This is a genomic window from Bacillus sp. RIT 809, from assembly GCF_016892495.1.
Taxonomy (GTDB): Bacteria; Bacillota; Bacilli; order Bacillales; family Bacillaceae_G; genus Bacillus_A; species Bacillus_A cereus_U.
Genome location: NZ_JAFEMR010000010.1, coordinates 115,927 through 130,881, shown reverse-complemented (window position 1 = coordinate 130,881; position 14,955 = coordinate 115,927). Strand labels below are relative to the sequence as shown.

The window sequence follows — 14,955 nt, the reverse complement described above, 5'->3', positions numbered from 1 at the left end:
TTATTTTTTCGCAATCATGCGTAAGAATTCATTCATAAGTGGCTTAAATAAACCTTGTTTTGCTAGCGCTTCCGCAGTTTCGTGTACTTCGAGCTGATGTGGAAGCGCTTTTTCAAATTGATCTAATAGCGCATCAAACAATAGAAGGCCTTCTGCTTTCTCCACTACATATTGTTCGTTCAGCTTTTCACAAAGTTTTAGTATACGTTCAATGTCTTTTTTACGAGCTTTTTTCTTTATGATTAAAGAATAAAATGGACACTTTTCTTCATCAATCATTTTAAATAGTAGGTCTACGTAATATTCAGCTTGTTCTAGTCTTCTTACAACGTCCATTTTCTCCCTCGCTTCCTAACACAAAGTCTTCTATTTCTGAATTTTGTAACACGAACAAAATATCGTATGATACAATATATAAAGTATATGTATTTTAGCCAAAAGGAGGTCTCGCCTCATGACTCTTATAACCGTTGTTTTTGTTGCATTCGCACTTCTTGTTATATTTTACACGAATTTCATGACACATACACTGTGTGAGCGAAAACAAATATCTGCGAGCCGCCAGCCCGGTGTCTTTCGAGTTATTAATGTATGTATTACCATTCTATTAATTTCTAGTTATATAGAAATTATATTTCATGGAAAGTGAGGAAGGAAAGCCCCTTCCTCATTTTTTTCCTCTATAAGCAAATTATACCTACTATAACCAATAAAATAAACAGTACAAGTAATAAAATAAGTTGAGAATTCATCCCCCATCCCCTCCTCTTTTCTATATATGCGGCATTCGCCCAATATGGTACCCTTTCAAAATCTGACACAAACTGGTTAAAATTTCTTTATCAATAGGAAAACTCGTCGAAATATGATATATTAAATTTTGTACATATTGCTTATACTATGAAATAAACGACACGCATCTAAACTTTATCCTAAAGCCTAGGTAAGCCCTGTTAAGCGTGCTTTTACATATACAAAAAAGCAAAGACATCAGTGAGACTTAATCAGGTTCTTATGAACGAAAATAACCTATCATAAGGCGTTTCTTCATTTGTACGGGATAAATTAAAAATACATAATAGTAGGAGTGTTTATTGAATGAAGAAAGCTATGCTTGCCTTAGCCGCAACAAGTGTAATCGCATTATCAGCATGTGGAACATCATCATCATCAGACAAAGTTGTTACATCTAAAGCTGGTGACATCACTAAAGAAGAGTTCTACACTCAAATGAAACAAACAGCTGGTAAACAAGTACTAAATAACATGGTTATGGAAAAAGTACTTATTAAAAACTACAAAGTCGATGACAAAGAAGTGGACAAAAAGTACGATGAAATGAAAAAGCAAGTCGGTGACCAATTCGATACACTAATGAAACAACAAGGTCTTAAAGAAGAAACAGTTAAAAATGGCGTTCGCGCTTCATTAGCTCAAGAACAAGCGATTGGAAAAACAATCACTGATAAAGAACTAAAAGAAAACTACAAACCTGAAATTAAAGCAAGCCACATTCTTGTAAAAGATGAAGCTACTGCGAAAAAGGTTAAAGAAGAGCTTGGACAAGGTAAATCTTTCGAAGAGTTAGCGAAACAATACTCTGAAGATACTGGTTCAAAAGAAAAAGGCGGAGACCTTGGCTACTTTACAGCTGGTAAAATGGTTAAAGAATTCGAAGACGCAGCTTATAAAATGAAAAAAGATGAAGTAAGCGAACCTGTAAAATCACAATTCGGTTACCACATCATTAAAGTAACAGATATTAAAGAACAAAAACCATTTGATGAAGTAAAAGGCGACATCAAAAAAGAACTTGTTCAAAAGAAAGCACAAGATGCTCAATTCATGAACGATCTTATGATGAAAGAAATCAAAAAAGCTGACGTAAAAGTTGACGATAAAGATTTGAAAGATCTTTTCGAAGAACCAAAAGCTGACGCTAAAAAAGACGAAAAGAAATAATGAAAAGCTCGGGCTAAGCCCGAGCTTTTTTTGTATGCCCTCTCCTTGCGTTACATTACGTTCAGATTCGGTAAATGAAATTATATGATCCGTTCTCCGGATCAATCAGCTGCGGATCTAATTATATCAGCGATTTTTCAATTATATCGACCGCAACGCCAATTATATCGGCGATTCTCAAAATTTATCGACCATAACTCCAATTATATCGACTTACCGACAAAAACTGACAATGATCGCTCTTCCCTCTTAAAAAACAACAAAAAACCTCGATTCCACCACATGCGGAACCAAGGTTTATCTTATTATCATTGATTAAATTAAAAAACTATGTTAAATTAGTACAGAAACGCATTCTTAAAAAACAAGAGAATGTATTTATCCGTATCTTAATTGTACAACAAAACACATCTTCAGTCAACCTCTATTTTTCACTTTTAAAGGAGTGCTTACCGTATGAACAAAAAACTTGATCAAGAGCAAAAACGCTTGGATACCGTAATAGAAACGATTACGGAACAAATTGATAAACTGGAAAGCGAAACTGGCAGACGCCGGGCAGAAGTAATCAACATTCGCAAACACTTCTGGGATGATGTAAAAGTTAACACTGATACTTTTGACGATTATCTTGAAACAGTTATCAACTTAAGACAACAAGCTCAGTCACTAGCCGTAACACAAATTACCCATAAGCACACCTTTAATCGACTTGCCGCACTACGCCGTATGCATAAAGCACCTTACTTCGGACGAATCGATTTCAAAGAAGAAGGAGAAGTTGGTGCAGAACAAATTTATATCGGGGTGGCTACCCTTACCGATGCAAGCGGAGAAAACTTTCTTATATACGATTGGCGCGCACCCATTTCAAGTGTCTACTACGATTATCCACCAGGACCAGCTGAGTACAGTACACCAGGAGGCGTAATCCACGGCAATGTGGAGAAAAAATTACAATATATTATTCAAAATGGCGAGATTGATTCCATGTTCGATACGAGCCTCACAATTGGAGATGAAATCCTGCAACAAGCGCTCGGAAAAGGTACAAACAAACATATGCAAAGTATTGTTGCTACTATCCAGCGCGAGCAAAATGAAATTATCCGTCACGATGAAGGGCGACTACTTATCGTTCAAGGCGCTGCTGGTAGTGGTAAAACATCAGCTGCATTGCAGCGAATCGCCTACTTACTATATAAATATCGCGAATGGCTAAAAGCGGATCAAATCATTCTCTTCTCCCCTAACTCCATGTTCAACAGCTACGTGTCTAACGTACTACCTGAACTCGGTGAAGAGAATATGCAGCAAGTTACATTCCAGGAATATTTAAACCATAGACTAAGCAAGTCATTTGACGTTGAAGACCCTTATGAACAACTAGAATATATGCTAACTGAAACGAATAGCCCTGCCTATAAAACTAGAAATGCGAGCATTCGATTTAAAGCATCTACTCAATTTTTCGATATGATTAGAACGTACAGACAATCGCTTGAATCTTCAGGCATGTTATTTAGAGGAATGAAATTCAGAGGAAAACTGATTGCCTCTGCTAAAGAAATTACAGAGCAATTTTACAATACAGACTCCTCCCTCCGTTTCCATAATAGAATTGAAAAGTTAACGGATTGGCTAAATAAACAAATAGATACAATCGAAAAAGCAGAACTGAAAAAACCTTGGGTAGAAGAAGAAATTGAATTACTTAGTAAAGATGAATATCAAAAGGCTTATAAATATTTACAGAAAAAGGGCGAGTTTGACGACAACTCCTTTAATGATTATGAAAAAGAAACGAAAGTACTCGGACGTATGATTGTCCGCAAAAAATTAAAGCCATTGCGTAAAGGCGTTCAAACGCTACGCTTCATCAATTTCACAGGAATATATAAACAACTCTTCACAAATTCATCATGGGTTACTGGAGAAAAACCTAAAGAATGGGACGACATTTGCTCATTAACAGTAAACATGCTTGATGAAGGAAAGCTATATTACGAGGATGCGACTCCATTTTTACTTTTAAAAGAATTAATTGAAGGCTTCCAAACAAACAGATCCATTAAACACGTACTCGTAGACGAAGCACAAGATTATTCTCCGTTTCAATTCGAGTTTTTAAAACGTCTCTTCCCTGCCGCAAAAATGACGGTACTCGGAGACTTTAACCAAGCGATATTCGCTCATGCGAGGGAAACTGTTAATTTCAATACACTTACTAGCTTATACGGGCCAGACGAAACAAACGGCATCAACTTAACTCGTAGCTATCGCTCAACAAGACCGATTATTGAATTTACACGCTATCTCGTACCGGAAGGAAAGAACATTAACGCCTTTGAACGTGACGGCGAGAAACCTACAGTAACGAAAGTTTCTGATTACAACGAACTGCATAATTGTATTACTTCCAAAGTTGTTGAACTACAAGAACAACAGCACAATACGATCGCAATTATATGTAAATCCGCAGCCGAAAGTGCCGCTGCCTACGAAGCACTCAGCCATATCGAGAATATAAAACTTGTGAAAAGTAACTCAGCCGAGTATGAACAAGGCATTGTCATTATCCCCGCTTATTTAGCGAAAGGTATCGAATTTGATGCTGTTATTATTTACAATGCCTCTAAAGATGTGTACAGTGATGCAAGCCTTCGTAGATTGTTCTACACTGCTTGTACGCGCGCGATGCATGAATTGCAGCTTTATAGCGTTGGTGAGGTTAGTCCTTTTGTAACCGGGGCTGCTTCGGAGAGTTTTAAATGTATAACGAAAACACCTTGATTTTTATCAAGGTGTTTTTTTCATTCTAAATGACATATCTTTACGTCGATATACACTTAGCACGATCCCCATTATAAATGCATGAAACAGAGTTGGTACTAATCCATAACTAATAAAAGGTAATGATATAGAAACACGTGGTAATATCCCGAGGATCATGCCAACGTTACAAATGAAATGGACTACAAAAAGAGTTACTCCACCAACGAGTAGCAATTTACCATAACCATCATTTGTTTTATACGATATGGTCATTATTCTCACTACAAAAAGAGAAAGAATCAAGACAAGAACTAGCGCAAGCACATATCCATAATAGTAAGTCAAACTCGCGAATACAAAATCAGTATGGGCAGCAGGGATAGACTTTATATTTCCATATGTAACAAACCAACCTGCTGAAGACATCGCCTCTTTTAATCGTAAATCCCATTGATCATGCGCTGGGTTTAAAAATCCTAAAATTCTAGCTATCCGGTATTCTTTTACGGCAGACCAGGAAAATAGATCCCTAATAATAAAGGGTAAAATTGGTAAAATCGTAATGAGCCATGCCGTTTTCTTTCCTAGCTTACTCCACCAAAGCATAACGAATACCATCGTAATATAGATGAAAATTGGTAAAAGAATTGATGTAGTTGAAAATAGATATAAAGAAAATACGTACAACATGAGAAGATGCATAAACTTTAACCTACTATTATTGAAAAAAGAAGCCCAAGCTAGAAAGAAGAATGGTATCGTCATTAAACAGTCAATTTTGATAGGGCCAATTTTTATTATTGCTTCCCCAATCACGTAACCAGTCGGAAAACATTTTATCATTAACAAGATAAGTACACCGATTGTATAAAACAGCCACCCGAGCCTCTCTAACTTCCGATAATCAAGTAGCATGATCCCAACAGCTGTTGCAATGCCGAGAATAACAGAAATTACTTTGTTCATTAGTAAATCGTTCGTATGCCCAAGAGCGATTATTGGTAAAAACCCTAACCCCATAGCAGCCACTAATAAAATAATTAAGAACCAATCAACCTTTGGCTTATGAAGTTTGTTAAGTTCTCTGCCAAGCTTGATCGGACTTCCCATTTGTTCAACAGCCTTATTTTCAGCAACTTCCTCACTTAACCCTTTTTCAATCCACATATTCTTCGCCTGTTTCATGTGAAAATCTAGTTCAGTTGCCACAAAGCTCTTTGCTTCTTTTGATTTAATATGATTGGTAACTTCGCTTAAAAAACGCTCCCCTTTTTTGTTCAATTTTATCTCACTCCTGTACTAATCCTTTTAATATAAATCGCGCCTTCGTAGAATCTTTTTCTGCCTTTCGTAGCATCTTGTTTCCTTTATCATTTAATTGATAATATTTAGCTCCCGCGTGATCCCAGCTAGATTGGATAAAGCGATTCTGTTCTAGACGATGTAATAAAGTGTATAGAGAGCCTTCATCGCCTTCGAATTTTTGAATCCCTCTCCCCCTCAGTAACTGCATCAATTCATAACCCGTTTTTTCATTCATAAGAAGTTGCAACACTGCTAAAAGGATATCTTCTTCCTTTTCGGACGATTGATTGATTTTTTCACGTACCCGCTTTCGATGCTGATCAGAAAAACTCAAATGTTTAAAAGTTGTGTTCTCCATTGATTTTCGCAAGCCTTTTAATCGATCTTCCATTTGATTATTCCTCCAATCCTTTCTTCAAAAGCTCCTTCGCTTTTTTCAGTCTAGTTTTTATCGTGTTTTCCTTCACTTCTATTACAATCGCAATCTCTTTAATTGATAATTCTTCATAATAAAATAGATAAATGACTTCTCGATATTTTATCGGTAAATTCATTACTGCAGAAGCCAGCCTACGGTCCTCTGCATTTTGAATAACAGTTTGTTCAACACTTTCTTTTTGACTCCCAATATACGTAGACTCATCCTCTGTCACGATTACCTTTTTGTTATACCAACTTTTTATATAGTCCTTACAATGATTAATGGCAATTCTCCACAACCACGTTTTTACATTCGATTTCCCTTTGTATGTATGAAGAGATTTATAACATTTAACAAATATATCTTGCGTTAAGTCCTCAGCGACTGCTTTATTATTCACATATGAATACACAAGCTGTAAGACTTCTTGTCCATACTTGTTCATTATTTCATCGATAAAGAGTTCCTTATCTTCTATTTCAAACGCTTCTACCATTAATTCATCCACATCATTTCCTCCTTCCCATTTATTAGACGACGCACGCCATGGAAAAGTTTTATAAATTCATAAAAAAATACTGTCGGCAATAACTTTTTTATAAAACACTTCCTCAGCAAATTACATATAATAAACCGAATAGTCGTTACAATACATTCACCTAAAGAGCGTCTTCCTCCCAATACGCTCTTTCATTTTGCAATAAGGGGTAGCATCAGGAAAATGCGGATTTACAACGATAAGGAAAATCCAAATTAAAAAGCCCAACTTCTCTGCAAAACAAAATAGAGAAAGTGAGCTTTTCAGTTACTTCATTATTTTTATTTGAACTAATATAAAACTGCTAAGTTGATTTTTTAGCTCAGCTATTTATTGAATTCATTAACTGGAAGAAGTATTCAGGTTTATGAGTCTTATTTAGGTTATACCATGAATGTAATGTATCTGGTGCAAATACATCTAATTTTTTCAGTACTTCCATCGCAAATTCCAGAGGAGCTATTCCTGATGCAGTAACTAAATTCGCATCAGATACCGCAGATCCCACCTCATAGAACTTTTCTCCTTTATAGTTAGGACATACCATTTTAGTGTATTCTAAATTATTACTTGTATGCTTTCTAGTATCTAAGTATCCCATATTCGCAAGGGCCTCAGTTGCACCACAAATTGCAGCAACAATAGTGCCAAGCTTTAAAGCTTGGCCAATTCTTTCCAAGATAGGTTGATGAATTTCTTCACTCCAAGTAGTCCCTCCTGGTAAAATTAAAAGATCTTTACTCTCAAGAGTACATTCATCAAGGGAAATATCTGGTTTTATGCTCAGTCCTCCCATAGTAGTAATCATTTCTTTATTAGCTCCTACTGTAATTACTTTTAAAGGTACTAAATCTTTTTTGAAATATCTTCCTGAGTTTAGTTCAGCAGTTAAATATCCATATTCCCAGTCCGACATTGTATTAAATACATATAGAAAAACTTTTTTTGTTTGCATCCAATAACACTCCAATCACAATTGATATGGCTATTATAATATAACTTCCCTGACAGTTAACGTCAGGGAAGTTATCATACTTGATGAAATTTTATTAATTCCGACAGAACTTCAATAAGTCTTTTCTTAAGACTTATTGGCTCAATAACTTTAATAGATTTATTGTACGGTAAAAGTAAATAAGGTACATATGTATGTATCATATCTTTTTCAAGAAGAAAAACTGCTTGATTTGAAGTCCGTTCTTGTAAATAATGTCCTAAAAACCAATGTTGGCAAATATCAGCCAATACACTTTTATCCCCATTAATAACCAAAGAAATAATCCCTTCCTTACCTTCTATAGTTGGAAGAAGATTTTTTATAAAAAAGTCACGTGCTGAAAAATTTTCTAGCCGATTAAACTTATTTTCGGTTAGCATTAGACTTTCAATTCGATCTACTCTAAAACTACGGATATCATTCCTAAGATGACAAAATCCAATCACATACCACTTATTATTCCAATAGATAATTTTGTACGGATCGACCAATCTATAATTTAATTGCTTTTCGCCATTTTTATGGTAAAGAATTTTTACTGAGTACCCGTCAGCTAAGGCCTGCTCCAACTCCTTCAAAAAAGATTCCATAGAGAGAGAACTTAATCGACTTATTACTTCAAGACTAGTTAAATGTTGGTTTATCTTTGTTTCCTGCTCTTGATTTGAGTATTTACTTAGTTTTGAAATGGCCCTATTTAGTGCTTCACCTCCATAATATCCGGCTTCTTCCGCAAAAACAGCAGCGTGAAATAGTGAAGTTTGCTCCTCAAAATCAAAAAAAAGAGGAGCTTCAATAAAATTGTTCAATAAAGTGTATCCACCGTTATGTCCTGGTTCTGAAATTATAGGTACGCCACTTGTTGAAATTGTATCAATATAACGATACACAGTCCTTATATTAATTTCTAACTTTTCCGAAATTTGTTTTGCAGTAATTTTTTCACCTGAACGAAGCATCCATAGAATTGCTAACATGTTGTCAATTTTAGGCATATAATTCCACCTCTATATGAAATTTATTTTCTATTGAAGTTTTCTTTTTATATATTTTACTCCTATTTGTTAATCCTTTTAATTTACGAGCATTTTCTCCAAAAAACTCTATCCCCACTATACGATCAAATTGATCTATATCTACATTTAGTTTTGGATTTTCTTCCAATTCTTCAGTCGATTCAATCTCAATTTCTGAAGTGAATGGAATTAAATAAAGATATGCCATCTGGATTTCAGAATCATAAGTAATTAATTTTTTCATGATACACCTCATATCGGTATCTTATTTTTTGTATCAAACTTCTCTCGATAAACTAAATATTAGGTTTTTTGGTTATAAAATACAAGTATAGTATTTAAAATTCTATAAATAACGCACAAAAAACCACCTAAAGGCTCCCCTTCAGGTGGTTTTCTATTTTACGCTAACGCAGCTGCCTGCTCTTGTTGATCTACAGGAATTACAGCATCTGTTAATGCTTTTTCTAGTTCAGCTGTGTATTTCATTTGCTCTTCTTTGCTCCAGCCTAGTTTTGCAGCCATGTAGTTGATTCCTGCTTCTTTCCACTCGTATACCCAGTGGATGTTGAAGAATACAGCGCCTCTGCGGCGTACGAAGAAGTCAACTGGTTTTGCTGTCATTTCGTAATCCATTGCGTATACAAGCGGGATTAGAACATCAAGCGGCATGTTGTATTCTTTCGCTTCGTCTTTATGTTTTTCCGCTAGGCCGAACAGTACGTCAACGTTAGAGCCGTAGAATTTCGCGAATTCTTCAGCTTGAGCTGTCGTTAAACCATATTTCGTACCTTCTCCTGCTTTTTTTGCGATAAATGCCGGGAATCCGTGTGAACCACTTACATGACCACCAGAGATTGGCATATGTTTCGTATCGCTCTTCGGATATGCACTATGTCCTTCTTGTTGCAATAGATTCGTTACGTAGTTTACTACCATTTCAGCCATTTTGCGGTATCCTGTTAATTTTCCGCCCGCGATTGTAATTAAACCAGATTCAGAAGTCCAAATTTCATCTTTACGAGAAATTTCAGATGCATTCTTACCTTCTTCATAAATTAACGGACGTACACCAGCCCAGCTTGACTCCACATCTTTTTCTGTAATTTTCACGCTTGGGAACATGTAGTTAATCGCATTAATGATGTATGTGCGATCTTCTGTTGTCATGTGCGGTACAGCTGCGTCTTTATCATAGAACGTATCTGTTGTACCTACGTACGTTTTTCCTTCGCGAGGAATCGCAAACACCATACGTTTATCTGGTGTATCAAAGTAAATTGCTTGACCTAACGGGAAACGTTTTTGGTCAATTACTAAATGCACACCTTTTGATAACTGAAGTACTTTCCCTTTTTTAGAGTTATCTTTTTCACGAAGTGTATCTACCCAAGGACCAGCTGCGTTTACAATTTTCTTACCGTAAACTTCGTACACTTCTCCGTCTAGTAAATCGATTACACGTACACCGCATACTTTTCCATCTTTATATAAGAAACTATCTACTTTTGCGTAGTTAACAGCTTTCGCACCGTGTTCAATCGCTTCTTTCATTACTTCAATTGTAAGACGCGCATCGTCTGTACGATATTCTACGTAGTAACCGCCGCCTTTTAATCCTTCTTGTTTTACAAGAGGCTCTTTATTTAGCGTTTCTTCACGGTTAAACATCTTTCTGCGCTCGCTTCGTTTTACGCCTGCTAAGAAGTCGTATACACGAAGACCAATTGATGTACTAAATGACCCGAACGTGCCGCCTGTATGGAACGGAAGTAACATCCACTCCGGTGTTGTTACATGGGGACCGTTCTCATATACGATCGCACGCTCTTTCCCCACCTCTGCTACCATTTTCACTTCAAGTTGTTTTAAATAACGTAAACCGCCGTGTACAAGTTTCGTTGAACGACTTGATGTACCTGCTGCAAAGTCCTGCATTTCAAACACAATTGTTGATAAACCGCGTGTTGCCCCATCTAATGCAATACCAGAACCAGTAATACCTCCACCAATTACGATCACATCTAACTCTTGTTTATTTACTCCGTTTAATACGTCTTTACGTTGTTTACTTGAAAATTTCATGGTAATTCCTCCCTTTGATAACGAAAAAAGAGACCACGAACTCCGCTATAGATTTCGCCTCTATAGCGTGTTGTGGTCTCTCCAAATCTCCTACCGAATTATTAACTTGTCATCATTATAACACTGTTTATGATTATTTGAAAGCTTTAGTTGCTTCAATTGCCTTTTTCCATCCAGCATATAGCTCTTCGCTTGTTTCCGCTTCCATTGCCGGTGTAAAGCGTTTATCCATATTCCACTGCGCTTTAATTTCATCTTGGTTTTTCCAATACCCAACCGCAAGACCAGCTAAGTATGCTGCACCTAAAGCTGTCGTTTCACTGATCACTGGACGCTCTACAGGAACGTCTAACATATCGCTTTGGAACTGCATTAAGAAGTTATTCTTAACTGCCCCGCCATCAACGCGTAATGTATTCAGTTCAATACCTGAATCTGCTTCCATCGCGCATAGTACATCTTTCGTTTGGTATGCTAAAGATTCTAGCGTTGCACGAATGAAATGCTCCTTCGTCGTACCGCGCGTTACACCAAACATAGCGCCGCGTACTTCACTATCCCAGTACGGTGTTCCGAGTCCTACGAATGCTGGTACTATGTATACACCTTCAGTTGATTCAACACGGCTAGCATACACTTCACTCTCACTCGCATCTTTAAACATGCGCATTCCGTCACGTAACCACTGAATTGCAGAACCTGCTACGAAAATACTTCCTTCTAATGCGTAATTCACTTTACCATCTAAACCCCATGCAATTGTTGTTAATAGGCCATGCTCAGAAGCTACTGCTTTTTCGCCTGTGTTCATTAACATGAAGCAACCAGTCCCATAAGTATTCTTCGCCATACCTTCACCGAAACAAGCTTGTCCAAATAATGCTGCTTGCTGGTCACCAGCTACACCTGCAATCGGTACATTTTGACCGAAGAAGTGGTAATCAATTGTTTCTCCATATATTTCAGATGATTGACGTACTTCTGGAAGCATGCTCTTTGGTACTGTTAACATGTCTAGAAGCTCATCATCCCACTGTAAATCGTGAATGTTAAACATTAATGTACGTGATGCATTTGAGTAATCTGTTACGTGCGCTTTCCCGCCAGACAATTTCCATACAAGCCATGTATCAATTGTTCCGAATAATAACTCGCCGTTTTCCGCTTTTTCTCTTGCACCTTCAACGTTGTCTAAAATCCATTTTACTTTCGTACCAGAGAAGTATGCATCAATTAAAAGACCTGTTTTTTCGCGAACCATCTCGCTATAACCTTTTTCTTTTAACTCATCACAAATTTCAACTGTTTGACGAGATTGCCATACGATTGCGTTATAAATTGGTTTTCCAGTCGTTTTATCCCATACAACCGCTGTTTCACGTTGGTTCGTAATACCGATACCAGCGATTTGTTCTGGCTTCACATCTGCTTCGCTTAAGCAAGTTGCGATAACTGCTAAAATAGATCCCCAAATTTCTTGTGCATTATGCTCAACCCAGCCTGGCTTTGGAAAATGTTGCGTAAACTCTTTTTGAGCTGAATGAACGATTTTTCCTTCTTTATTGAAAAGAATTGCGCGTGAGCTTGTTGTTCCTTGGTCTAATGAAAGAATATATTTTTTCATATCAGTTTCCCCCTATGCTACTTTTCTACTATTTGTAGTAGTTTCACTTTTTTTACTTGTCATATAAGAGATTGCTAGTACAATCACAGTTGCAATAATCACATAAATAAGTGCTGAATTTTGTTTTCCTTCAAATACAACTTGATGGAATAATCCTGCAAGTGATCCACCTAGAATCGGACCAACTACTGGAATCCATGCATACTTCCAGTTTGAACCGCCCTTTCCTGCAATCGGAAGGAAGAAGTGTGCAATACGCGGACCTAAATCACGAGCCGGGTTGATTGCGTATCCTGTTGTTCCACCTAATGATAAACCAATACTTACAATTAAGAAACCTACGATAAATGGATTTAAACCATCTGCAAATTTATTTGCTCCAATTGCTAATATACCAAATACTAAAACGAATGTTCCAATCATTTCACTTAAAAGGTTTGTAAATGTGTTCGGAATTGCTGGACCTGTTGCAAATACACCTAACTTTGTTCCTGGATCTTCTGTTTCTTTCCAGTGTGGTAAGTAATGTAAATATACGAGAACTGCCCCGATAATTGCCCCAATCATTTGTGCTGCGATATACATAGGTACGTCACTCCATGGGAACGCTCCCTTAAAAGCAAGTCCTATCGTTAAAGCCGGATTCAAATGTGCCCCACTAATTGATCCAACTGCATACGCTGCCATCGCTACCGCTAAGCCCCAGCCCATTGTAATTACAATCCAACCAGAATCTTTCGCAAACGATTTCTTTAAACTTACACCAGCGCAAACACCGCCACCAAGTAAGATTAACAACGCAGTCCCTATTAATTCCCCTAAAAATGCTGACATAAAATCCCTCCACAATCAATTTAAATGCTTTCGAAAAGTGATAGAGGTAAAATGAATGGCCATTCGTTTTTTTTTCAAAAGAAAAAGATCCACAGCTTACATGCTTCTATATAATATATAGAAACAATAAAATGTGGATCTCTTCTTTTCTCCGTCACGTTTATTAACTTGTCTATAATGTTAACCTCTAATGAAAGCGGTGTCAACAGAATTTTTTCACATTTCCGTCACTTTTTTTGGTAATGTTTCCATAATTCTTTTTTCGATGTCGTAATTGCTGTCGCACCAGCATTTAACGCTCTTTCAACGTCTTCTACAGTTCGAATAAAACCACCTGCTAAAATCGGTACACCTGTACGCTCTTTCACCTCAGCAATGACACCCGTTAACGCACCAGGAAGCACCTCTATATAATCCGGCTTCGTCTTTTCTAGTAAATTACAGCTCTTTTCCATTGCGCTAGAATCAATTAAAAAGATGCGTTGAATGGAGACGACACCTTTTTGCTTCGCCTTCATAATTACGCTCGCCTTTGTCGATAATAACCCGTACGGTTTATATTCTTGGCATAAAAACTCCGTCGCATGCCCATCACTTTGTAATCCATGGATCAAATCAACATGTAAAAATACTTTTTTATTATGCTGCTTCGCGAGTGACACAACACTCTTCAATTGACCAACATGAATGTCTAAAATAACAATATACTCATACGAACTATGTAATAGCTTTTCCAAATCTTTAATTTGCCTCACTGCCGGCAAAATCTTCTGTTCATGAAATTCCATTCTAAATGTCCCCTTCTTTATATCATCCTATCCTTTATAGTACACAATTTAAGTGAAAAGAACAGCTAGTGTAGGGGATTTCTTACAAATCTTTCTCTTATCTATATATTTTCTTCAACTTATCAGAAACCGTACCACCTATAACCATTAATATGAGGGGTAAAAAATTCATTACATATGGTGCATCTGCGACAATTGTAATGCTTGCTCCTACAAACTTATTTACCATCCATACAACAATTTTTGTAATAAACAAAAATACGCCCAGCATGAATAGACTATCAAAAAACACCTTCCATTTTGGATACGCTAATTGTTTACTATCTTCGATTACCTTCTGCGTCAACTCTTCATCGCTCCTCAACAACTCATCAATTGTAATACCGAACAGATCACTTAAATGAATAATAATTTCAATGCTCGGATAGTTCTTTCCCGTCTCCCATTTCGAAACAGACTGCCTACTTACATGAATTTTTTCAGCCAAATCATTTTGCGACCAATTTCGTTTTTCTCTTTCTTGTTTCAAGCGTTCACTAAAAATCATACTGTGTTTATCACCTCTCTACGTCTAGTATGGGCAAATAAATGATGAAGAGTAAAGCTAGTT

Annotated in this window: 14 protein-coding genes and 1 pseudogene; 3 read left to right on the top strand and 12 right to left on the bottom strand. The window is 36.8% G+C overall.

Annotated elements, in window-relative coordinates; genetic code table 11:
• Positions 1–336 carry a DUF1878 family protein gene (locus JTF23_RS13160; RefSeq protein WP_002150076.1) on the bottom strand — a complete coding sequence of 112 codons (336 nt, stop codon included), beginning with the start codon at positions 334–336 and terminating at the stop codon, positions 1–3.
• A 118-nt stretch (positions 337–454) separates the two neighbouring features.
• On the opposite strand from JTF23_RS13160, the gene JTF23_RS13155 reads away from it, so the two are divergent.
• The 3 genes from JTF23_RS13155 to helD all read left to right on the top strand — a co-directional run bounded on the left by JTF23_RS13155 (position 455) and on the right by helD (position 4,755).
• Complete coding sequence (locus tag JTF23_RS13155; protein ID WP_000172692.1) at positions 455–649, top strand: hypothetical protein; 195 nt, start codon at positions 455–457, stop codon at positions 647–649.
• A 449-nt stretch (positions 650–1,098) separates the two neighbouring features.
• A complete protein-coding gene (gene prsA / locus JTF23_RS13150; RefSeq protein ID WP_131231801.1) occupies positions 1,099–1,962 on the top strand; it encodes a peptidylprolyl isomerase PrsA in 864 nt (287 codons plus the stop codon).
• 456 nt (positions 1,963–2,418) lie between these two features.
• Positions 2,419–4,755 carry an RNA polymerase recycling motor HelD gene (gene helD / locus JTF23_RS13145; RefSeq protein ID WP_204208933.1) on the top strand — a complete coding sequence of 779 codons (2,337 nt, stop codon included), beginning with the start codon at positions 2,419–2,421 and terminating at the stop codon, positions 4,753–4,755.
• A gap of 6 nt (positions 4,756–4,761) precedes the next feature.
• Here the strand turns inward: helD and JTF23_RS13140 are convergent, their stop codons facing one another.
• From JTF23_RS13140 to JTF23_RS13090, 11 genes and pseudogenes are all read right to left on the bottom strand, one after another.
• Positions 4,762–6,018 (bottom strand): FtsW/RodA/SpoVE family cell cycle protein, encoded by a 1,257-nt coding sequence (locus JTF23_RS13140; RefSeq protein WP_204208932.1) that lies wholly within the window; start codon positions 6,016–6,018, stop codon positions 4,762–4,764.
• Between the two features lie 7 nt (positions 6,019–6,025).
• Positions 6,026–6,433, bottom strand: coding sequence for a PadR family transcriptional regulator (locus tag JTF23_RS13135; protein WP_204208931.1), 408 nt, complete (start codon positions 6,431–6,433; stop codon positions 6,026–6,028).
• Between the two features lie 4 nt (positions 6,434–6,437).
• Positions 6,438–6,971, bottom strand: a complete 534-nt coding sequence (locus tag JTF23_RS13130) for a sigma-70 family RNA polymerase sigma factor (RefSeq protein ID WP_204208930.1) — start codon at positions 6,969–6,971, stop codon at positions 6,438–6,440.
• A 352-nt stretch (positions 6,972–7,323) separates the two neighbouring features.
• Complete coding sequence (locus JTF23_RS13125; protein ID WP_204208929.1) at positions 7,324–7,956, bottom strand: type 1 glutamine amidotransferase family protein; 633 nt, start codon at positions 7,954–7,956, stop codon at positions 7,324–7,326.
• A gap of 74 nt (positions 7,957–8,030) precedes the next feature.
• Complete coding sequence (locus tag JTF23_RS13120) at positions 8,031–8,993, bottom strand: helix-turn-helix transcriptional regulator (protein WP_204208928.1); 963 nt, start codon at positions 8,991–8,993, stop codon at positions 8,031–8,033.
• 19 nt (positions 8,994–9,012) lie between these two features.
• Positions 9,013–9,258, bottom strand: a pseudogene (locus tag JTF23_RS13115) (DUF2283 domain-containing protein); the annotation flags it as partial.
• Positions 9,259–9,416: 158 nt separating this feature from the next.
• Positions 9,417–11,099, bottom strand: a complete 1,683-nt coding sequence (gene glpD, locus JTF23_RS13110) for a glycerol-3-phosphate dehydrogenase/oxidase (protein ID WP_204208927.1) — start codon at positions 11,097–11,099, stop codon at positions 9,417–9,419.
• 133 nt (positions 11,100–11,232) lie between these two features.
• Positions 11,233–12,723: a glycerol kinase GlpK gene (gene glpK / locus JTF23_RS13105; protein ID WP_002201498.1), complete on the bottom strand. Its 1,491-nt coding sequence runs from the start codon at positions 12,721–12,723 to the stop codon at positions 11,233–11,235.
• A 12-nt stretch (positions 12,724–12,735) separates the two neighbouring features.
• Positions 12,736–13,557, bottom strand: a complete 822-nt coding sequence (gene glpF / locus JTF23_RS13100; protein WP_002159020.1) for a glycerol uptake facilitator protein GlpF — start codon at positions 13,555–13,557, stop codon at positions 12,736–12,738.
• Positions 13,558–13,784: 227 nt separating this feature from the next.
• Positions 13,785–14,345, bottom strand: coding sequence for a glycerol uptake operon antiterminator GlpP (gene glpP, locus JTF23_RS13095; RefSeq protein WP_000394293.1), 561 nt, complete (start codon positions 14,343–14,345; stop codon positions 13,785–13,787).
• 97 nt (positions 14,346–14,442) lie between these two features.
• The gene (locus JTF23_RS13090; protein WP_204208926.1) at positions 14,443–14,892 is read right to left on the bottom strand and encodes a helix-turn-helix domain-containing protein; all 450 of its coding nucleotides are present in this window, start codon (positions 14,890–14,892) and stop codon (positions 14,443–14,445) included.
• Positions 14,893–14,955 lie beyond the last annotated feature (63 nt).

Excerpts from the sequence above, each read along its gene's own strand:
- JTF23_RS13160 (WP_002150076.1), bottom strand. The coding sequence starts at position 336 with ATGGACGTTGTAAGAAGACTAGAACAAGCTGAATATTACGTAGACCTA.
- JTF23_RS13155 (WP_000172692.1), top strand. The coding sequence starts at position 455 with ATGACTCTTATAACCGTTGTTTTTGTTGCATTCGCACTTCTTGTTATA.
- prsA (WP_131231801.1), top strand. The coding sequence starts at position 1,099 with ATGAAGAAAGCTATGCTTGCCTTAGCCGCAACAAGTGTAATCGCATTA.
- helD (WP_204208933.1), top strand. The coding sequence starts at position 2,419 with ATGAACAAAAAACTTGATCAAGAGCAAAAACGCTTGGATACCGTAATA.
- JTF23_RS13135 (WP_204208931.1), bottom strand. The coding sequence starts at position 6,433 with ATGGAAGATCGATTAAAAGGCTTGCGAAAATCAATGGAGAACACAACT.
- JTF23_RS13125 (WP_204208929.1), bottom strand. The coding sequence starts at position 7,956 with ATGCAAACAAAAAAAGTTTTTCTATATGTATTTAATACAATGTCGGAC.
- JTF23_RS13120 (WP_204208928.1), bottom strand. The coding sequence starts at position 8,993 with ATGCCTAAAATTGACAACATGTTAGCAATTCTATGGATGCTTCGTTCA.
- glpD (WP_204208927.1), bottom strand. The coding sequence starts at position 11,099 with ATGAAATTTTCAAGTAAACAACGTAAAGACGTATTAAACGGAGTAAAT.
- glpK (WP_002201498.1), bottom strand. The coding sequence starts at position 12,723 with ATGAAAAAATATATTCTTTCATTAGACCAAGGAACAACAAGCTCACGC.
- glpF (WP_002159020.1), bottom strand. The coding sequence starts at position 13,557 with ATGTCAGCATTTTTAGGGGAATTAATAGGGACTGCGTTGTTAATCTTA.
- glpP (WP_000394293.1), bottom strand. The coding sequence starts at position 14,345 with ATGGAATTTCATGAACAGAAGATTTTGCCGGCAGTGAGGCAAATTAAA.
- JTF23_RS13090 (WP_204208926.1), bottom strand. The coding sequence starts at position 14,892 with ATGATTTTTAGTGAACGCTTGAAACAAGAAAGAGAAAAACGAAATTGG.